This window comes from Rhodococcus sp. AC861 (assembly GCF_979256035.1).
The window spans coordinates 992298-1011804 of record NZ_CEEDMW010000001.1; the positions used below are offsets into that span (position 1 = coordinate 992298).

A 19507-nucleotide genomic window follows, 5' to 3' on the forward strand; every position below is an offset into this window, starting at 1 on the left:
ACAACAACGTTCCTGTCTATGGACCCGAGTGCGGCGCGGTGATGGGCTGTAACCCGCATCACACCGATGTCGGGCGCTCGTCGGTCGAGCCGCGGCGCCGACCCACCACTCCCTGAGGAGCATTCGTGACCACCTCATCCGATTCGCATCCGGGCACCATCGAAAGCCTGAGCGCGCACACCATGACGCCGAAGCGCGTCGTGGAACTGTTCGACGACGCTCGCTCTCGATGCCCGGTCGCGCACAGCGACGAGCACGGCGGATTTCACATGATGTTGGACCATACGACGGTCCGAGCGGCGGCCGCGGATCACCGGCGATTCTCGTCGGAGCCGCAGGTTCTCCGTCCGATCCTTCCACGGCCGTCCCTCGCGGCTCTGGAGATGGATCCGCCTCGTCACGGAGACTGGCGTGCGCTCTTCGACCAAGCGGTGACGCCACACGTCGTCGACGTTCTCGAACCGTTGGTCCGCGCAGACGTGGACAAACACCTCGACGAGGTGATGCCCGCCGGACGGGCCGACCTCGTCGCTGACCTGGCGAATGCCGTTCCCGCCGAGGCGATTTGTCGACTCGTCGGAATCGACGACGATCTCGTTCCGGAAGTACGCGACCGAGCGATCGCGATGTTCGCTGCGCAGGGTGACCCGGTAGCGTTCCGCGAGAACCTGGGTGCCTTCGCCGAGATCGCCCTGGCGGAGGTACGCGAGCGGCAGGAGCGACCTCGGGACGACTTCCTGACCTACCTCACCACCGCCAGCGTCGAGGGTGTGCCGCTCGATGACGACGGCTACATCTCGGTGCTCACCGGGTTCCTCGGCGCAGGACATCACACCACCACGTCGGCCATCAGCAGTCTCTTGTTCGAGGTGTTCAGTCGACCCGACGTCCGTGCGCGGCTGATCGCCGATCCGGGTGCGATCCCGATTGCCGTGGAAGAGACCTTGCGGCTCCGGCCACCTTTCTTCGGCTTCTTCCGTCGTGCCACCGTCGAGTCGACAGTGGCCGGAGTGGTGATACCGGAGGGGGTCGACGTCTACCTCGGATGGGCGGCGGCGAATCGTGACCCGGCGGTGTTCGACTGCCCGGCCGACTTCAGCCTCGAACGCGGACGCAACCGTCATCTGTCGTTCGGGTCCGGCCTGCACACCTGTCCGGGCTCCCGGCTCGCCAGGATGGAGCTCAGGGTGTGCCTGGAACAGATGCTCCGACGGCTTCCCGATCTGGAGCTGGATAACAGCCGACCGGACTACCGCTTTTCGGGCGGTGACTACGCGCACTTCGCGACGCTGCCGGTCCGTTTCGAGCCGGCGACGGGTCGGAACCGATGACAGTCGGCATCCCGAGTTGGATGGTCCCGCCCGCACCGACGGTCGATCCCGCGACCGTTCTCCGTGTCCGAGTGCTGTCGCGTCGTTGCGTCGCGAACGACGTCGTCGAGTTCGCGCTGTCCGCTGACGTCGACACATTGCCGGACTGGGAACCGGGCGCGCATATCGATGTGCATCTGCCGGAGAGGCGAGTTCGGCAATACTCGCTGTGTGGAGATCCGGCGGACCGCGACATCTACCGGATTGCCGTACTCCGAGAACAGGAAGGACGCGGAGGATCGCGCTTTCTCCATGACGACGTCGAAGAGGGCGATATTCTCCAGATCTCTTACCCTCGGAATCATTTCGCGCTGGTCGACGCGACGAACTATGTGTTCATCGCCGGCGGGATCGGTATCACGCCCATTCTTCCGATGGTCGGCGCGGTGCGATCGCGTGGTGCTTCGTGGTCGCTCGCGTACAGCGGTCGCAGAGCATCCACCATGGCTTACCGCGAGCACGTGGAGGAAGATCCCCGCGTGAGCGTGAGACCGTCCGACGGGGGTGACCGACTGGACCTCCGAACCCTGCTCGCAGCCCAACCGCGCGGCACCGCGGTGTACTGCTGCGGACCCGGAACGCTCCTGGACGAGGTCGAGCGGGTCATCACGACGTGTTCCGGAGTGTCGCTCCATGTCGAGCGCTTTGCGCCGATCGACGTAGATCTTCCTCGTCGGCCATTCGACGTCGAACTCGATCGATCGGGCGTCGAATTGCACGTGCCGGCGGACCGCTCCCTTCTCGACGTCCTCGAGGGTGCCGGCGTGGTGGTTCCCGCGTCCTGCAGAGAGGGAACATGTGGAACGTGCGAGACCACAGTTGTGAGAGGAACTCCCGAGCACAGGGACAGCGTGCTGTCGACTGCGGAGCAGGCCGTGGGGGATTGCATGATGGTCTGCGTCTCGCGGTCCTGCGGCGCCACCATCACGCTGGACCTCTGACAGAGCCCCCTGTCAGGAAGTTCACTGCAGCGGACGAGAATTGCTCGTGGAACTGGAAGATCCCCCCGTGGCCGGAATCCGGATAGATGATCAACTCGCTGCCGGCGATGCGCCGGTGCAAGTCCTCGGACAGGATGCTGGGCACCATGCGGTCGTTGTCGCCGTTCGCGATCAACGTCGGCTGCGTGATCAGGGACAGGTCGGACGGTGCGGACCGCCCGTACTTCTTGATCGCCGCGAGCTGCGTGCGGAGCGTGCTGACGGGGACCTCGGTGTCGCGATCGGTGGTGCGTTCCTGCAGTCGTGACACGAATTCCTTGCCGGCCTTCTTACCCGGCGCGTTCCGGTCGAAGAACAGGAATTCTTTCGGGTCCGACAGGGTCAGCGTCGCACGCAGGATGTCCTTGTAGGTGACACCCGCGACCTTGTCGATACCGGTTCCTCCCCGCGGCCCGGTGCCGGTCAGCACGAGCTTCCGAACCAGTTCGGGGTGCGCGAGGGTGAGATCCTGCGCGACCATGCCTCCCAGGGAGAAGGCGAAGATGTCGATCGTGTCGAAGCCGAGGGCACGAACGAAGGTGTAGGCATCGGCGGCAGCTTCTTCGACTGTCCCCGCGACTGCCCCGGACGACGCCCCGACCCCCTTGTAGTCGAAAGCGATGACGTGGCGGGTCCGCGCGATGGGATCGACGATCCGAGGGTCCCAGTTGTCGAGGTTGGCTGCCAGATGGACGAAGAAGACGACGGGAACACCGCCTCGCGGACCGAGCTCCCGGTACGCGTACGTCGTGCCGCCCGCGGAGATCGTCCGGGTCGGCGCCTCCGCGTAGGAGGTGATGGTGCGATCGCCGATAGTGTTGTCACTCATGCTGGTTCGCTCGTCTCGTGGTGGGGGAGGGTGATGACGGTCTTGCCTCGAACGCTGCTCGTACCGAGGGAGGCCAGTGCGTCCGGCGTCTGCTCGAAGGGGAAGGTGGCGCCCACGACGGGTCGGATCGTGCCGTCGTCGATCAGCGCGGCTATGCGGCGCAGTCGGTCGCCGTCGGAGTGCATGAACAGGAACGAGTAGGTGACGCCGAGCTTGTCCGCCTGCTTGCGGATCTTGCGGCTCAGCATGCCGATCACCGTGCGTACCAGGAGATTGAGGCCGGCCTCCCGTGCGAATGCCGGGTCGGGCGGACCGGCGATGCCGACCGCGATGCCGCCTGGCTTCAGTATTCGGAGCGACTTCTCGAGGTTCTCGCCTCCGAGGCTGTGCAGAACGAGGTCGAAGTCGTGATCGCCGTCCTCGAAATCCTCGCTGCGATAGTCGATGACGACGTCGGCACCCAGGTCGCGGAGGAATTGCGCGTTCGACCCGCTCGCGGTGGTGGTGACCGTCGCTCCGAGATGTTTCGCCAGTTGGACGGCGATGGTGCCGACGCCGCCGGACCCGGCGTGGATCAGAACCTTCTGTCCTGCTCGAAGGTTGCCCTTGTCGACGAGTGCCTGCCACGCGGTGAGCGCAACGAGGGGCAGGGATGCTGCCTCGACGGAGGTCACCGTGGTCGGGCGCAGCGCGAGGTCGGCCTCGGCGACCGCGACCCGCTTCGCGAACGTACCGATGTAGTCCTTGCCGACGCGGGCGTAGACCTCGTCGCCCGGTACGACGCTGCGCACCTCCGGACCGACGTCGACAACGGTTCCGGCGACGTCGTGACCGACCGTCCGGGGAAGCGAATAGGGGAGGATCTGCTTGAACTCGCCTGCTCGATTCTTCTCGTCGAGGACGTTGATGCCGGCGGCGTCCACTCGGACCAGAACGTCGTGGGCACCGATGGTCGGCTCGGGAACGTCACGGAGTTCGAGTGGCTTCGTGTAGCCGGTGAGCACGAACGCCTTCACGACGCCGCATTCCGGGTTGCGGCGACCGTGAGCAGGTCCGCGTAGACGGATTCGGCCGGCTGGCTCAGGGCGTTCTTGGCGTGGTGGGAGATCTCGTCGGCCAGCACTTCGAACCGGTCCGACTCGACGGCGTCGAACACCGAGCGCACGAGGTCCTCGGTGGTCAGTTTGGGGCCCTCGGCGTGCGCGGCCATGGCCGTGTCGACGTATCCCATGTGGACTCCGACCACGTGCACACCCCTGGGTGCGAGTTCGATCCGCAGAACATTGGTCGCCGACCACAGGGCTGCTTTCGACGCGCTGTACGCGCCGCCGAAGGCGAGCCAGCTCGCAACCGAATGGATGTCGATCAGCGCCGATCCGGGTCGCGCGGCCAGGATGGGTGCGAACGCGCGGGCGAGCAGAACCGGTCCGAAGAAATTGGTCTCGAAGTTCTCTCGGATGTCGGCCTCGGTGACATCGAGGAGGCTGGCGCTCGGAGGCGTCGCCCCGGCATTGTTGATGAGCACCGTGACATCGGATGCGGTGTCGGCCGCGTTCGCGATCGAGCGGGAATCGGTGACATCGAGGGTCAGGGGAACTATCCGGTCGTCGTTCCAGTCCCTCGGTGTGCGCGCTGTGGCGTAGACCTTGGTGGCGCCGCGTTCGAGTGCGTCGTGGACGAACTGGGTCCCGATGCCCCCGTTCGCGCCGGTGACCAGAACAATGGAGTTGAGCAGTGTGGGCATGGTCGAGGCTCCTTCGGGCGTTCGATTTTCACGACTATACTCATAACTGAGTGCAATCAGATTTATTCCGGAGGAGGTTCGATGTCGAACGCACGCCCGCAGGCACCGGGGCGCCGCGAGCGCAACAAGCAGGAAAAGCTCGCTCGCATCACCGCTGCGGCCGGCGAGCTCTTCCTCGAGCACGGAGTCGACGACGTCACGACGCAGCAGATCGCGGACAGGGCCGACATCGGAACCGGAACGCTGTTCCTCTACGCGAAGACGAAGAGCGAACTCCTGCTGCTCGTCCAGAACTCGTTCTACGTCGACGCGCTCGTCAGGGGTAGGGCCGCCGCGGCTCGTATCGAGGACACGCTCGGTGCCGTGATGGCCATCGTGCGTCCGGTGGTCGAATGCAACAGGACCAGGGTGGACAACGGGCGAACGTACCTGCGCGAGATCGTGTTCGGAGATCCCGACGAACCGCACCACGGTGCCGCGCTGGCGTTGACCGTGGAGACGGAGGGAGAGATCGCCTCGGTACTGCTGCGTGACGAGACAGCCGACCCGGCGCGTGCCGAGGTGACGGCGCACATCGTCTCCGCCATCATGTTCGTCACGATGGCTGCGTCCTTCAACGCCGACAAGTCGGTCGAGGATCTGCTGAGTGAGATCGAGGCTCAGGTGGCCGTCCTGCTGCGGTGATTCGGCTCTGGCACCGATAGTGGAATCGGGACCCCGGAATCCGGGGTCCCGATTCCACTGTCGCGGCGCGGGGTGTCAGGCGTTGTGTGGCGCAGCCTGCTGCGCCGCCCACGATCCGAGGAGTCGAAGGCGCTCCGCGCTGGCAGACCCCGGCTCGGCGGTGTAGACCATGAGAATGGAGCCGGGGTCCGCCGTGATCACCAGTTCCTCGTACGCCAGGTGCACCTCTCCGACCACGGGGTGATGGAAGCGCTTCGTACCCGCGCCATGGGTTCGCACGTCATGGGCTCCCCACAACGTGCGGAAAGTCCGGTCGCGAGTGGACAATTCACCGACCAGGTCCTGCAGTCCCTTGTCGTGGGGATCTCTGCCCGCTTCCGAGCGCATGATCGAGACACACATCTGTGCGAACAGATCCCAGTCGGGATAGAACTCGCGCGAGACCGGGTCCAGGAACTGGAACCGCGCGAGATTGGGAACTCGTCCGCCGTCGCCGATGATCGGCGCGTAGAAAGCCTTGCCGAGTTCGTTCGTCGCCAGAATGTCCTGCCGCTGATTCCGCACGAAGGCGACGCCGTCGGTGATCGAGTCGAGTGCCCACTGCAAGCTGATTCGCGGTGCCGCGGGGCGTGCCGCCTTACGGCGGGGTCGCCCCGATGTCGGAACGCCGTCCGCCGCGCGCGCGAGATCGAGCAGATGCGCGTGCTCCGTGTCGTCCAAGTGGAGTGCGCGTGACAGTGCGTCGAGCACCGACGAGGATGCGCCACCGATGGCGCCTCGCTCGATGCGGGCGTAATACTCGACGGACAGGCCGGCCAACGACGCAACCTCGCTGCGCCGCAGGCCGGCCACCCGACGAGTGCCGCTGCTCGCGATCCCGGCATCCTCCGGTGTGATCCTCGCGCGGCGCGTCATGAGGAACTCACGCACCTCGGCCTTGTTGTCCATGCTGTCCAGGGTAGGGCGGCGACGGCGAGGGAGGGAGACCCTACGAGTACACCTTTCCCGCGGTGATCAGGCCAGCGTCGCCGTGTCGATGACGAAGCGGTAGCGGACGTCCGAGGCGAGTACTCGCTCCCACGCGTCGTTGATCCTGTCGGCGGAGATGACCTCGATCTCCGCCCCCAGGTGGTGCTCGGCGCAGAAGTCGAGCATCTCCTGCGTCTCGGCGATCGAGCCGATGGCAGAGCCTGCGAACGTCCGTCGGTAGGGGATGAGGGAGAAGATCTGCACGGGCAGGGGCTCGGCAGGAGCGCCGACGTTGACCATGGCCCCGTCGACAGCGAGCAACGACAGATGCGCATTCAGATCGATCGCGGCACTGACGGTATTGATGATCAGGTCGAACGTGGAGGCGAGTGCGGTGAACGTTTCGGGATCCCCGGTCGCGAAGTAGTGGTCGGCTCCCAAGCGGAGGCCGTCCTCCTGCTTCTTCAGCGACTGCGACAGAACGGTGACCTCGGCGCCCATGGCGTGGGCGATCTTGACGGCCATGTGACCGAGTCCCCCCATTCCGACGACAGCGACCTTCTTGCCGGGCCCGGCGCCCCAGTGGCGGAGAGGAGAATAGGTGGTGATGCCGGCGCACAGCAGCGGCGCCGCAGCGTCGAGCTCGATGCCGTCAGGGATTTTGACGACGAAATGCTCGGTGACGACGACCTGCTGGGAGTAGCCGCCCTGGGTGGTGGTGCCGTCGCGGTCCGTGCTGCCGTACGTCTGGATGTTGCCGACGAGGCAGTACTGTTCCGATCCCTTGATGCACTGGGCACATTCGCCGCACGAGCCGACCATGCAGCCGACGCCGACGCGGTCGCCCACGGCGTGCTCGGTGACCTCCGAGCCGATCTCGGCCACGATTCCTGCTATCTCGTGGCCGACGACGAGCGGGTACGGCACCGGGCCCCATTCGCCTCGAGCGGTGTGGATGTCGGAGTGACAGATCCCGGCGAACGCGATGTCGATGCGGACGTCGTGGGGCCCGACGTCGCGGCGGTCGATGGTGGTGGGGGACAGCGGCTGATCGGCTGCGGTGGCGGCGTAGGCCTTCACGGAAGTAGTCATACGACCAGTCGACACCCGATGCCGAGGCCGAGGGAGTCCCTGACGTGAGGTGTACCGGCAGGGCGCCCCTCGAGTCGACGAGTTCTGGGGCCGGTCAGTCGAGGGGCGCCGCGAGGGTGCGGAACTGCCCGCGTTCGGTGTGGATGGTCCACAGGGACTCGGCGAGGGCAGCAGGCTCGTGTGACGGCTCACCGGCTCCGATTCCCCGCGGAATGATCAGCTGACCGACGTGTACGCCCTCGGGCACGAGAGCATCGTGCAGGAGTTGTGCGTAGGCACTCTCGCCCGCGAAGGCGACGGATGTGCCGGTGACGGTAGCGCCCGGACGAATGGCACTGCCGCCGTTGACGAACAGGACGGTGCCGCGTCCCAGTGCGCGCATACCGGGTAGGACGTGCGTGACAGCAGTGACGGGACCGAAGATGGAGAACTCGACCGGACCGACCAGATCCTCGGCACGGGTCTCGAGAACGGGCTTCATGAATTCCCTGGCAGGAACCGGACTGTACTGCAGCACCTCGATCGGACCGAGCTGCTCGGCGTCCGACAATGCTGCCGTCAGCGATGTCGTGTTCCGGACATCGGCGGCGAAACCGCGGGCCGTGATCCCTTCGTCGGTCAGCCGAGCGGCGATGCGATCGACGTTGTCCTGGTTCCTGGAGATCAGTGCGACGGAGAACCCTTCGAGCCCGAATCGGCGAGCCGCCGCTGCGCCGAGCCCTTCTCCTGCACCGATGATGGCGATCGTGGTCATAGTGCTCCTCGTGGGCGGGGGTGGGGTCACGGGACGCTCGCGTGCTCGGTCACCGCGTGGCTGCTCGCTGCTCGACTTCTGTCGACGACTACGAGGGTAGCGAGTGGAACGAGTAGCGCCGCCGCGAACACCGTGCCGACGATCGGCACTGCGACGGGTCCGCTACCGCTGATGGCGTGCGCGGTCACCCAGCTGCCGACTGCGGTACCCAGGTTGAACATCGACGTACACAGGGAGGTAGCCAGGGTGGGTGCGCCCTCGGCGAATCGGACCGCCATCGACATGAGCACGGGGTTCATGCCCAGCCCGGCCATTCCCGCGACGGCGAGAAGCGCGATCGAGGCGACCGTGAATTCCGAGAACAGGCTGAGCAGTCCGAGCGACACGACGACGAGGATGCCGCCGGTCAGCGCGGTGGCGTACGGCGCCCGGTCGGCGAAGCGTCCACTGCCGAGCGTCCCGGTGACGGCGCCGACTCCGAAGATCGCCAGACCGATCGGAAGCAGCTCTGCCGAGAGGCCCGATCGCTCGGTGAGCAGGGGAGCGATGAACGAGTAGGTGGACATCACGGCGGAGGTGACCAGGACACACGCAGCCATGACGATCCAGAGTCGACCGGAGGTCAGCGAGGCGAGCTGTGAGCGCAACGGAACCACTGTCGAGGACGAGCGGCCACCCGGAACGAACCGTGCGACCGGAACGGCTGCGAGCACGGCAAGGCCGGCGAGTATCCAGAACGGACCACGCCATCCCATGATCTGTCCGGCGATGGATCCGAGAGGCACTCCGATGACAGTGGCCAGGATGCCGCCGCTGAGGACGAGTCCGATTGCGCGAGCGGCATTGTCGGGCCCGGATACTCGTGCACCGACGGACGCGGCGATCGACCAGAATGCACCCGTCACGAGCGCAGTCGCGAATCGGGCAAGGAGCACGACGGTCACGTCGTCGGTGAGGGCGACGACGACATGGCCTGCGGCGAACACGGCCAGTGACACGAGGAGCGTGGTGCGCTCGGGGATCTTCAGAGCGGCCACCGCGACCAGCGGTGTGGCGATCATGCCTATCGCGAATGCGGTGACCAGAAGTCCTGCGTCGGAGATGTCGACGGCAAGGTCGGTGGCGATGTCGGGTAGCAGCCCGGCCACGACGAATTCCGACGTGCCCATGAGGAACGTGCCCATCGCCAACACGGAGACGAGAAAGGGAAGGGGTTGTCGTGCGGTGGAAGACACAGGGAGAGCTTCACTTTCGGATGCGGACGGTATCGTGGGTCGGAAACGACCGTAACCGGAGCCGATCGGATCAACGAGGCACTGGGAGGGAACCCCAGTCAGGGGTTCCCTCGTAGGGACTCCCACCGCATCGATTCAGTCCCTAGCGTTCCGAGGACATTCCAGCTTGCCGACGTGACGAGGTACGAACGATGAGAAGACTCCTGTCCTCCTGCGCTCTGGTATCGGTGTTCGCCCTGCCGGCCGGATGTGGTGGTGGCAGTACAGGTCCGACCACAACCACGGCAGGAAGCACGGAAGCAGCAACCGAACAACAGAACGGAGTCGCCGTGCGCATCACGATCGACGTCCGAGGCACCACGGTCACCGGGACACTGAACGAGAGTGCGGCCGCTCGCGATCTTGCAGCCCGGCTACCGGTGACCGTCACCATGTCCGACCACGGAGGAGTGGAGAAGACGGGTCCGATGTCCGCGGCGTTGACGACCGAGGGGGCGCCGGACGGCGCTGATCCGGTGCCGGGTGACATCGGCTACTACGCGCCGTCCGAGGACTTCGTTCTGTACTACGGCGATCAGAGCTACTTCCCCGGCATCGTGATTCTCGGGGCGATGGATCCGTCGGGCGTCGACGTGGTCGCTTCGGCGGGCAACGCGGCGACGGTGACCCTGTCCGCTGGGGAGAGCTGAGCACGCCGCGCGTCGTCACCCTGGCATGAACCGGCACACTCGAGCATTCTGCTCACTTTCCTGCATCGCTCTTGTGCAGCTCGATCAGCTCTGGTCGACTGAGCGCAGTCACCCACCCGCCAGTGACTCCAGGTGCTTCGCGATCCGAAGGCCGAGGCGTCGCCTCACCCTTTCGATACCACCTCAGGAGCACGGTTATGACCAGCATCAGTCCCGCCGACCGCCGCTCGGCACACGGTACGGACGACGACCTCCGCACCGTCGCCGAGAAGGTGCTGTGGCTGTCGACGTCGATCATCCATCACGCCAATCGAATTCGTCCGAACCCGAGTGGGCTGAAGGTCGGAGGCCACCAAGCCTCCTGCGCGTCGATGGTCTCGATCATGACGTCCCTGTGGTTCGAGCAGTTGCAGCCCGGGGATCGCGTGTCGGTCAAACCGCACGCATCTCCGGTGCTGCACGCGATCAACTATCTCCTCGGTGAGCTGGACGAGAAGTACTTGACGACGCTGCGCTCCTACGGCGGCTTGCAGTCGTACCCCTCGCGCGCCAAGGACCCCGATACTGTCGACTACTCCACCGGGTCGGTGGGAATCGGTGCGACGGCACCTATCTGGGGTGCGATGTCGCGTCGCTACGTCGACGCTGCCTTCGGGGACGACGACACGGCCGCCGCCGAGGGTTTCCGGGGTCGGCAGTACTCACTCGTCGGCGACGCCGAACTCGACGAGGGCGCTGTGTGGGAGGCGGTGATCGATCCGGGTATCGCGGAACTCGGGGAGATCGTGTGGATCGTCGACCTGAACCGGCAGTCGCTCGACCGCGTGGTCCCGAACTTCGCGGCGCGTCGGCTGGAGAAGATGTTCGACGCCGCCGGCTGGCAGGTCATCACCGTCACATTCGGACGCTTGCTCGAGGACCTGTTCGCCCGTTCCGGTGGTGACGCACTGCGTCGACGCATCGTCGACATGCCCAACCCGGAATACCAGCGTCTGCTGCGCTGCTCCGCGGACGAGCTGCGCACCCGGCTGCCCGGCAGTGGGGACGACGCCCCCGCCATCGCCGAGCTGATCGCCGACGTCGACGACACCATGCTCACCGAATCCATCCGCAACCTCGGCGGACACGATCTCGACGCGCTGCGCGCCGCCTACGCGCGTATCGACGACACACGACCGACGGTGATCATCGCGTACACCGTCAAGGGCTTCGGATTGCCGACGCAGGGTCACCCGCAGAACCATTCGTCCCTGCTGACCGTGGAGGAGTACGCCGCGCTCGCCGCGACACAGGGCGAGAACCCGGAATCGCCCTGGGCCCGTTTCCCTTCCGACACCTCCGCCGGTGAACTGTGCTCGCAGGTGGCCGAACGCCTGCGCCGCGACCCTGTGCCGTCCTCTCGGCCCCCCGCGGTCCCGACCGACATCGGGCGGACGCCGAAGGGAACGGCGACGACGCAGGCAGCTCTGGGGCGTGTCCTTCTCGATCTGACCAGGGCGGCGCCAGAGGCCGCCCGACGTGTGGTGACCGTCAGCCCGGACGTCAGCTCCACCACCAACCTCGGCGGCTGGGTGAACAAGGTCGGAGTGTGGTCGTCCTCGGAGCGCCACGACTGGTTCGGTGACGATGCCGAGACGATCATGCACTGGCGTGAAGCGCCGACCGGGCAGCACATGGAGCTGGGTATCGCCGAGACCAACCTCGTCGGGTTGATGGGTGAGCTCGGTGCGACGTGGAGCCGGTGGGGTCAGCCGCTGTTCCCGATCGGAGTCATGTACGACCCGTTCGTCGAACGCGCTCTCGAACCGTGGTCGTACGGCATCTACGCGGGCGGACAATCGATCCTCGTCGGCACCCCGTCGGGGGTGACGCTGGCCGCGGAAGGTGGTGCGCATCAGTCGATCAAGACGCCGTCGATCGGGTTGGAGCAGCCCGGGTGTGTGAGCTGGGAACCGGCGTTCGCGATCGACGTCGAGTGGACTCTCCTGGCGGCGATCGGGCGGTTGGGGCGCCCCGGCGGCACGTCGGCGTATCTGCGACTGTCGACCAGGCCGGTCGACCAGAGCATGGCGAATGTTCCGGCCGATCCTGCTGCGCGAGAGCGTCGTCGACGGCAGGTGGTCGCCGGGGGATACCCGCTGGTACGGCGGGACGGTGCCGCGGTGACGATCGCCGCGATGGGCGCGATGATGACCGAGGCCCTCGCGGCGGCGGAGCGGCTCGAGCAGATCGGGCTGGTCGCCGACGTCCTGTGCATCACCAGTCCGGGGGAGCTGTATCGGGCGGTGCAGGCGCGGCAGGGGCACCTCGAGGCGGAGACGTGGATCCTCGATCAGCTGCTGCCGGCGGAGCGCGCCACACCGATCGTGACCGTCCTCGACGGCCACCCGCACACGCTCGCGTTCCTGGCTACCGTCAATCGGGTGGCGTCGACATCGTTGGGAGTCAGCGACTTCGGGCAGGTCGGCTCACTCGACGAGGTGTACCGACACCACCGCATCGACACCGACTCGATCGTGCGCGCCGCGCTCGACGTCACGGGGCGCTGACAGCGCACGTCACCACGGCAGGGTCGGTCACTCGGCGCGGTCGTGCAGAGTGATCCGGTAGCCGTCGGGGTCGGCGAAGGTGAATGTCCGGCCGAAGGGTCCGTCGACAGGCGCGGACACGATGGTGTGGCCGTCGTCGAGCATGGCGTCGTGAATTGCCTGTACGTCGTCGGCGTGCAACCAGATCGCGGCGCCGATGCCAGGCTGAGCAGCGGAGGCGAGATCGGTACCGGAAACGATGTCGCGCAGCGCGAACGCGATCGGCGTCGTCTGGAAGACGACAGCATGTGGGGGGCCGGTCGGCGATCGGACCATGCCGAGGTACTGCTCGTAGAAGGTCCTCGACGTGTCGAGATCGCGTACTTGGAGTGAGATGAAATCAGGCCCGGTGACGGTCATCGAGATGTCCTTTCGGTATGTCAGTTATCTGACATGAGGGACCGTATGTCAGGATGCTGACATGAGTCAAGACGGAGAGGGAATCGACCTCCGGACGTCCGTGGGCTATCTGCTCAAAGAAGCGGCGAGTGCGCTTCGGGCGGCGATGGACGACGTGCTCGGACCGCTCGATATGACGGTGACGCGTTATTCGTGTCTCGAGCTGTTGGCGCAGAGACCGGGGCTGTCCAACTCTGAGCTGGCGCGCGGGGCGTTCGTGACGCGGCAATCGATGAACGTGCTGCTGCAGACCCTCGAACGGGAGGGGCTCGTGACCCGACCATCGGAAGCGCCCGCCGGACGAGCGCTTCCGACCCGATTGACCGCTCGCGGTCGGCGGCGCCTCGAGGAGGCGAGCGCGGCCGTCCGGTCGGTCGAGGTCGACATGCTGTCCGGCATGACCGATGCCGAGCGGCAGGGCGTGCTCGACGGCCTACGACACATCGTCCACGGATTGCATGACCGAGGCGCCGAATAACTCGGATGCACCCGGTGACATGGATGCGCTCCATGTCGAGTCGCCGTCAGTGATCGTCACCGCCGCTACACCGGCGAATTCAGCCCCGAAGTCGTGCGGCGAGATCGTCGACCCGGTGGGCGATGTCGTCGCGCACGAGCCGCATACGGTCGATCCCGTCGATGCCGCGCTCGGACGGCTCGTCGGTGTCCCAGTTCAGATAGGTCGGTCCCTCGACCGGGTCGATCGTCGCTTCGCTGCCGAGGGTGACTACGTAGTCCATGCGGGACAACAGGTCCGGGTCGATCGGCTTGGGATGCTCACCGGCCAGATCGACACCGACCTCGAGCAGTGCCTGTGCCGACAGAGCATTGACGGAGCTACCGGGAGCGGTGCCCGCGGAATGCACCTCTACGTCGCCGCGAGCGAGCGTGCGCATCAGGCCTGCGGCCATCTGCGATTTGCCGCCGTTCTTCACGCACACGAACAACACACTGGGCTTGTCGGACATCACGATTCCTTCGTCCGCGGGGTGTGTGAGAACCGTTTACGCAGTGCCAGTGAGACGTAGACGAGTCCCACCAGGACGGGCACCTCGATCAGCGGTCCGACGACCCCGGCGAGCGCTTGGCCGGAGGTGGCCCCGTAGGTGGCGATCGCGACGGCGATGGCGAGTTCGAAGTTGTTGCCCGCCGCGGTGAATGCCAGCGTGGTGGTGCGTTCGTAGCCCAGGCCCATGGCTGCGCCGAGGGCGTATCCGCCGCCCCACATCACCGCGAAGTAGACGAGCAGCGGGACGGCGATGCGGACGACGTCGAGGGGCTGGGAGGTGATGCGGTCGCCCTGCAGGGCGAACAGGACGACGATGGTGAACAGCAGGCCGTAGAGCGCCCAGGGGCTGATCTTCGGGATGAACGAGGTCTCGTACCAGTCGCGGCCCTTGGCGCGTTCGCCGAAATACCGCGAGGCGAATCCGGCGATCAGGGGGATGCCCAGGAAGATCAGGACCGACTTCGCGATCTGCCAGGGGGATGCCTCGATAGTGGTCTGGTCGAGGCCGAGCCAGCCGGGAAGGACGGACAGGTAGAACCAGCCGAGGACGGCGAACATGATCACCTGGAACACCGAGTTGATCGCTACGAGAACGGCGGCGGCCTCGCGGTCGCCGCAGGCGAGGTCGTTCCAGATGATGACCATCGCGATGCAGCGGGCGAGGCCGACGATGATGAGCCCGGTGCGGTACTCCGGCAGGTCGGGCAGGAACAGCCAGGCGAGCGCGAACATCAACGCCGGGCCGAGAATCCAGTTCAGAGCCAGGGAACCGAGCAAGAGCTTCTTGTCGCCGGTGACCGTGTCGAGCCGGTCGTAACGGACCTTGGCCAGTACCGGGTACATCATGATCAGCAGGCCGATCGCGATCGGTAGGGAGACGCCGTCGACGGAGATGGACGACAGCGCGTCGTTCATCCCGGGGATCAGTCGTCCGAGCAAGAGTCCGACGACCATGGCGACGCCGATCCACGCCGGGAGGAATCGGTCGAGGGTGGACAACTTCCCGACGACGGCAGGGCGGTCGGAGGTAGCTGCCGAGCTGCTCATGCGGTGACCAGGTTCTCGGACGAGAGGATCGTCGAGAGTTGCTGCATGGCAGCAGGAACGATCCAGTAGTACACCCATGTGCCTCGTCGCTCGCAGTCCAGCAGGCCGGCTTCTCTGAGTACTTTCAGATGGTGCGAGATGGTGGGCTGCGACAGGTCGAAGGAGTCGGAGATGTCGCACACGCATGCTTCGCCGCCCTCGTGGCTGGCGACGACGCTCAGCAGACGCAACCGCGCAGGGTCGCCCAACGCCTTGAACATCCGGGACAGGTCGGCAGCCGAGTCCGCGGACAGCGGCTCATGGACCAGCGGAATGCAGCATTCGGTTCCGGCTGTCGCCGCGGACGGCTGCTGTTTCGACATCTGTCTATATTGACCGATGGCGATACAGGGGTCAATTCACGCGAGCTGCCCCCGCGCTCAGGGTCACTCGTCGAGGGCATCGAGGAGAGCGCGGGCGCGGCCAGTGACGGAATCCGCGTTGCTGTAGGCGTCGGCACGCAGCATCGCGGCAGCGGCCGACGGCGCAAGACTGTGTCGGGCCATGAGAACCCCGATGGCCATGTTGACGGTGCCGTGGTCGAAACCGTCGTCGGTGCTGTCGAGCACGGCGTCGACAACGACGCGGTCACGCAGGGGGGAGAGTCGGGGAGTGAGCAGTTCGAGTCGACGGGAGATGACGACCGCGACGGCGGTGGTGTCCACCTCCGACGCCGAACCGGTGCACCAGTGCATCTGCAGCGTGCCCAGCGGCCGCGACGGGGGACCGATCGGGAATGTGCGGACGGCAACGACTCCGAGTCTGTGAAGTTCGTCGACAAGGGTCATCCACCGGTCGCAGTCCCGAGTGTCGTGGACATGAGCGGCATGGGGTCGGCCGTCCGCCATGGATTCGGCGTGCGGGCCGATACCCACCGCGTACTGGAGGTCGGCGACTGCGGCAGCTGTGTCATCGGTGGTGTAGGTGACCGCGCGAGTTCCGGCGTCGTCCGGGCTTCCTTCGGCGACGACCGCGGCGCCGTCGGCGGAATGGACCCGCAGGCATTCACCGATCCACGTCTGCGGTGTGACGGCTCCGCCGAGACCTCGGAGGAGTGTGTCGTCGAAATCCATGGGCGAGCCCTTCACGGGAATCCGGCCTGTGCAGACCGCAGCTGAGGGAGAACTCGCCACTCCTTCTGTACCCGGTAACAGAGCTTCTACACCGAATGCGCGGTCACACTGCCGGGAGAGGTCGGGGCGCTCGAGCCGGCTACAAGTACAGATCGTCCTTGCGGATCAGTGCCGTGGCGATGACGCTGATCACCGACGTGCCGGCGAGGAATCCGCACGCCAACCACGGTGATCCGCCTGCCGCGGCGATCAGGGCGGTGAGGACGAGTGGGGTCACTCCGGAGGCGTAGATGCCGGAGAACTGGTAGACCACCGACAGCCCGGTGTACCGGATCTCGGTCGGATAGAGGCCGGCGTAGAGGGTGCCCTGAGCTCCGTAGAACGTCGCGTGCACGATGCCGAACACCAGCACCAGGCCGACTCCGAACAACCACAAGTTGCCGGTGTCGAAGAGGGCGAACACGGGGAACACCGCCAGCCCGTACGTCGCGATGCCGACGAGGTACATCCTTCTCGCGCCGACTCTGTCGACGAGCAGACCGGACACGGGAATGAGCAGTGCCATCACCACGGCCGCCACGGTGACCACCAACAGCACCGACACCTTGTCGAACTTCAGTTGCGTCGTCGCGTAGGTGATCGCGAAGACTCCCCAGGTGTTGAAAGCCGCGCCCTCGCCCCATCTCGACAGCAACCCCAGCACGGTGTTCCGCCCGTGACGTCGAGAGAACACCTCCTTGATCGGCGCGCTCGAACGCTGTTGGAGATCGGAGACCTCACGGAAGGCCGGCGTCTCCTCCACTTTCAGGCGTACGACCAGACCGACGATCACCAGCACCAGGCTGAACAGGAACGCGATGCGCCATCCGTAGGACAGGAACTGCTCGTCGTCGAATACCACCTGCAGCACGGCGAACATCGCGGTACCGAGAGCGAGTCCGAGGGCGAGGCCTATCTGCGGGATACTGCCGAACAGGCCGCGCTTCCGGGCCGGACTGTGCTCTACCGCCAGGAGCACCGCACCCGCCCACTCTCCGCCGAGGGCGAATCCCTGCGCGATTCGCAGCAGCAACAACAGAACCGGGGCCAGCAGGCCGACGTCCGCTGTCGTCGGCAACACACCCATCAGGGTGGTCGCGACACCCATGATGAGCATCGACAACGCCAAGGTCTTCTTGCGGCCGATGCGGTCACCGAAGTATCCGAAGACGAGTCCCCCGATGGGGCGCACGACGAAACCGACAGCGAACGTGGCGAACGAGAGCATGGTTCCGACGAACGAGGACTGGTCGGGGAAGAACAGCCTATTGAACACCAGGCCGGCAGCCGTGGCGTAGAGGAAGAAGTCGTACCACTCGACAGTGGTGCCCAGCAGGCTCGATGCGATCACCGTGCGGAGTCGCTTGCGCCGGTCGACTTCGGATTCGAGCGAGGCCGATTCGGTGAGAGCGGTCATGTAATCCGACACTGACGTACCGATGGCCCCTCGGTCACCCTTTGCGCTCGAGGTGATCGGAAGTCCGGCGGGTGTGAGACGTCAGGCAGAAGGCCATGGTCAGTAAGTCGGTGTCGTCCGAGTCGGCGACCCCGCGATACTTCCACCCGACCGCGTCTTCGCCGGATCGAACTCGAAGATTTCCAACTGGAAACCCACGGGCCGATCGGCACACAGGTCCACCAGGTGCGCGGACAAGGTCCGATGGAACTCCTCGACAATCCGTCCAGTGGTGGCCTCGTCACGACCGGCTGCGATCTTGATGCGGACGTGGACATATCCATTCGGCCCACCGACGGCGTCGTCGGCTATCCGCGATGTCTCGACGGCTGTCGCGAATGTCCTGATGCCCCAGTGCGGGAAGACGCCCAGTCGCTGGGCCGTCGCATGCATCGCATCGACCAACCCCGTCGCGTCCAGCAGGTCGGACACGTTGTCGGTGTACTCGATCGCTATGTGTGGCAAGAAGATCCCTCTCCTCCGAAATTGCAGCCGTAAGGGTCGAGCGCCGTCACACCATCGACCCGATGCGGTCGTACCGGACGTCCTTGACGGTGTCGAGCACGGACCGAAGTGATGCCGGTGCTCGACCCGTGATCTGTTCGACATGGCCGGACAGAATCGACTGATACCCGCCGGCAATTGCCAGATCTGCCGACACGAGTTCGTCGCTCGCCCACCGATGGCCCTCCGCGTTGGGCGGCATCGAGGGGTCGTACGTTCGCGGCAGCCCGACCGAATCGAAATAGGCGAGCCGCTGTTCCTCCGAGACCGCCCGGTACTCGATGGGTGTCTCGAACGCTTCCGCTCCCAGGCGCACGATGTCGGACATGGACAGCAGCTCCGGTCCGGTGATCTCGTACACCGCGCCGGCGTGTTCGGTCGGGTCTTCCAGGACGGCGGTGGCAACACGGGCGACGTCGGCCTTCGACACCGGGGCCAACGACCCGTGCCCGGTGGCCATCTCGAGAACACCCTCGCGGGCGGCGGGGGCCAACCAGATGGCGCCGACGATCTCGGCGTACAGGGAGTTGCGGAGGATCGTGTACGCCAGTCGGCTCGTGCGGAGATCGCGCTCCGTCTCGTAGTGATCGATCGCCGACAGTGCGGGACTACCTGGCTGCACGCCGCCCACGGAGGTGTAGACGATGTGGCGGATACCGGCTCGTTGGGCGGCGTCGACAGCAGTGCGATGCTCGACAGTGCGACGACCGAGGTTCAAGCCACTGATGAGGAGAAGGACATCGCCTCCGCGATATGCCTCGTCGAACAGCTCGGGCCTCTCGAAGTCGCCCGGACGCACGCTGACGCCGGGCCCTTCGACGCTGATGCTCGAGGGGGTGCGCGTGACCAGGGTCAGCTCTCGACCCGGGTCCGCCTCGAGGAGTTGCTGCGTGACCCGGCGTCCCAGGTCGCCCGATGCTCCACTGATGACGATCCGGGTCACGACTTCCTCCATCGATTGGTTGTGCGGGCCGAGTGTTTGTGCCGAGCACCAAGCGTGACGTCGG

21 protein-coding genes are annotated in these 19507 nt (G+C 65.9%); 6 read left to right on the forward strand and 15 right to left on the reverse strand.

What is annotated here, in order from left to right; all coding sequences use genetic code 11:
- The first annotated feature begins 125 nt into the window (after nucleotides 1-125).
- Complete coding sequence (locus AC0IX4_RS04755; protein WP_471828221.1) at nucleotides 126-1331, forward strand: cytochrome P450; 1206 nt, start codon at nucleotides 126-128, stop codon at nucleotides 1329-1331.
- Nucleotides 1328-2311, forward strand: a complete 984-nt coding sequence (locus tag AC0IX4_RS04760) for a PDR/VanB family oxidoreductase (RefSeq protein ID WP_471828222.1) — start codon at nucleotides 1328-1330, stop codon at nucleotides 2309-2311. The genes AC0IX4_RS04755 and AC0IX4_RS04760 overlap by 4 nt, the downstream gene beginning before the upstream one ends.
- Here the strand turns inward: AC0IX4_RS04760 and AC0IX4_RS04765 are convergent.
- From AC0IX4_RS04765 to AC0IX4_RS04775, 3 genes are read right to left on the reverse strand one after another with little or no spacing between them, the layout of a single operon-like run.
- Nucleotides 2295-3179, reverse strand: a complete 885-nt coding sequence (locus AC0IX4_RS04765) for an alpha/beta fold hydrolase (RefSeq protein WP_471828223.1) — start codon at nucleotides 3177-3179, stop codon at nucleotides 2295-2297. The genes AC0IX4_RS04760 and AC0IX4_RS04765 overlap by 17 nt on opposite strands.
- Nucleotides 3176-4195, reverse strand: coding sequence for an NADP-dependent oxidoreductase (locus tag AC0IX4_RS04770; protein WP_471828224.1), 1020 nt, complete (start codon nucleotides 4193-4195; stop codon nucleotides 3176-3178). Before AC0IX4_RS04770 ends, AC0IX4_RS04765 begins: the two co-directional genes overlap by 4 nt.
- The gene (locus AC0IX4_RS04775; protein WP_471828225.1) at nucleotides 4192-4923 is read right to left on the reverse strand and encodes an SDR family oxidoreductase; all 732 of its coding nucleotides are present in this window, start codon (nucleotides 4921-4923) and stop codon (nucleotides 4192-4194) included. Before AC0IX4_RS04775 ends, AC0IX4_RS04770 begins: the two co-directional genes overlap by 4 nt.
- A gap of 81 nt (nucleotides 4924-5004) precedes the next feature.
- Here AC0IX4_RS04775 and AC0IX4_RS04780 point away from each other — a divergent pair, with 81 nt between their 5' ends.
- Nucleotides 5005-5607, forward strand: coding sequence for a TetR/AcrR family transcriptional regulator (locus AC0IX4_RS04780; RefSeq protein WP_042574412.1), 603 nt, complete (start codon nucleotides 5005-5007; stop codon nucleotides 5605-5607).
- Nucleotides 5608-5682: 75 nt separating this feature from the next.
- On the opposite strand, the gene AC0IX4_RS04785 is transcribed toward AC0IX4_RS04780, so the two are convergent.
- The 4 genes from AC0IX4_RS04785 to AC0IX4_RS04800 all read right to left on the reverse strand — a co-directional run bounded on the left by AC0IX4_RS04785 (nucleotide 5683) and on the right by AC0IX4_RS04800 (nucleotide 9657).
- Complete coding sequence (locus AC0IX4_RS04785) at nucleotides 5683-6555, reverse strand: helix-turn-helix transcriptional regulator (protein WP_042574413.1); 873 nt, start codon at nucleotides 6553-6555, stop codon at nucleotides 5683-5685.
- Between the two features lie 66 nt (nucleotides 6556-6621).
- Nucleotides 6622-7668, reverse strand: a complete 1047-nt coding sequence (locus AC0IX4_RS04790; protein WP_471828226.1) for an NAD(P)-dependent alcohol dehydrogenase — start codon at nucleotides 7666-7668, stop codon at nucleotides 6622-6624.
- Between the two features lie 94 nt (nucleotides 7669-7762).
- A complete protein-coding gene (locus AC0IX4_RS04795; RefSeq protein WP_471828227.1) occupies nucleotides 7763-8422 on the reverse strand; it encodes an SDR family NAD(P)-dependent oxidoreductase in 660 nt (219 codons plus the stop codon).
- A 26-nt stretch (nucleotides 8423-8448) separates the two neighbouring features.
- Nucleotides 8449-9657 (reverse strand): MFS transporter, encoded by a 1209-nt coding sequence (locus tag AC0IX4_RS04800; RefSeq protein WP_231568662.1) that lies wholly within the window; start codon nucleotides 9655-9657, stop codon nucleotides 8449-8451.
- Between the two features lie 329 nt (nucleotides 9658-9986).
- Here AC0IX4_RS04800 and AC0IX4_RS04805 point away from each other — a divergent pair, with 329 nt between their 5' ends.
- A complete protein-coding gene (locus tag AC0IX4_RS04805; protein WP_471828228.1) occupies nucleotides 9987-10346 on the forward strand; it encodes a cyclophilin-like fold protein in 360 nt (119 codons plus the stop codon).
- Nucleotides 10347-10543: 197 nt separating this feature from the next.
- Nucleotides 10544-12895 carry a transketolase-like TK C-terminal-containing protein gene (locus AC0IX4_RS04810; protein ID WP_471828229.1) on the forward strand — a complete coding sequence of 784 codons (2352 nt, stop codon included), beginning with the start codon at nucleotides 10544-10546 and terminating at the stop codon, nucleotides 12893-12895.
- 27 nt (nucleotides 12896-12922) lie between these two features.
- Here AC0IX4_RS04810 and AC0IX4_RS04815 read toward each other — a convergent pair whose 3' ends face one another.
- Nucleotides 12923-13294, reverse strand: a complete 372-nt coding sequence (locus AC0IX4_RS04815) for a VOC family protein (RefSeq protein ID WP_471828230.1) — start codon at nucleotides 13292-13294, stop codon at nucleotides 12923-12925.
- Nucleotides 13295-13355: 61 nt separating this feature from the next.
- On the opposite strand from AC0IX4_RS04815, the gene AC0IX4_RS04820 reads away from it, so the two are divergent.
- Nucleotides 13356-13811: a MarR family winged helix-turn-helix transcriptional regulator gene (locus AC0IX4_RS04820; protein WP_471828231.1), complete on the forward strand. Its 456-nt coding sequence runs from the start codon at nucleotides 13356-13358 to the stop codon at nucleotides 13809-13811.
- 79 nt (nucleotides 13812-13890) lie between these two features.
- On the opposite strand, the gene AC0IX4_RS04825 is transcribed toward AC0IX4_RS04820, so the two are convergent.
- The 7 genes from AC0IX4_RS04825 to AC0IX4_RS04855 form a co-directional block, all read right to left on the reverse strand.
- Entirely contained in the window at nucleotides 13891-14301 is a 411-nt protein-coding gene (locus AC0IX4_RS04825) for an arsenate-mycothiol transferase ArsC (protein ID WP_042574421.1), read from the reverse strand.
- Nucleotides 14301-15389 (reverse strand): ACR3 family arsenite efflux transporter, encoded by a 1089-nt coding sequence (gene arsB, locus AC0IX4_RS04830; RefSeq protein ID WP_042574422.1) that lies wholly within the window; start codon nucleotides 15387-15389, stop codon nucleotides 14301-14303. The genes AC0IX4_RS04825 and arsB overlap by 1 nt, the downstream gene beginning before the upstream one ends.
- Nucleotides 15386-15751: an ArsR/SmtB family transcription factor gene (locus AC0IX4_RS04835; protein ID WP_471828232.1), complete on the reverse strand. Its 366-nt coding sequence runs from the start codon at nucleotides 15749-15751 to the stop codon at nucleotides 15386-15388. The genes arsB and AC0IX4_RS04835 overlap by 4 nt, the downstream gene beginning before the upstream one ends.
- A gap of 63 nt (nucleotides 15752-15814) precedes the next feature.
- Nucleotides 15815-16501: a hypothetical protein gene (locus AC0IX4_RS04840; RefSeq protein ID WP_056070661.1), complete on the reverse strand. Its 687-nt coding sequence runs from the start codon at nucleotides 16499-16501 to the stop codon at nucleotides 15815-15817.
- A gap of 139 nt (nucleotides 16502-16640) precedes the next feature.
- Entirely contained in the window at nucleotides 16641-17957 is a 1317-nt protein-coding gene (locus AC0IX4_RS04845) for an MFS transporter (protein ID WP_471828233.1), read from the reverse strand.
- Between the two features lie 99 nt (nucleotides 17958-18056).
- Nucleotides 18057-18461, reverse strand: a complete 405-nt coding sequence (locus tag AC0IX4_RS04850; RefSeq protein ID WP_471828234.1) for a hypothetical protein — start codon at nucleotides 18459-18461, stop codon at nucleotides 18057-18059.
- Between the two features lie 46 nt (nucleotides 18462-18507).
- Nucleotides 18508-19443 carry an SDR family oxidoreductase gene (locus AC0IX4_RS04855; RefSeq protein WP_471828235.1) on the reverse strand — a complete coding sequence of 312 codons (936 nt, stop codon included), beginning with the start codon at nucleotides 19441-19443 and terminating at the stop codon, nucleotides 18508-18510.
- Between the last annotated feature and the right edge of the window lie 64 nt (nucleotides 19444-19507).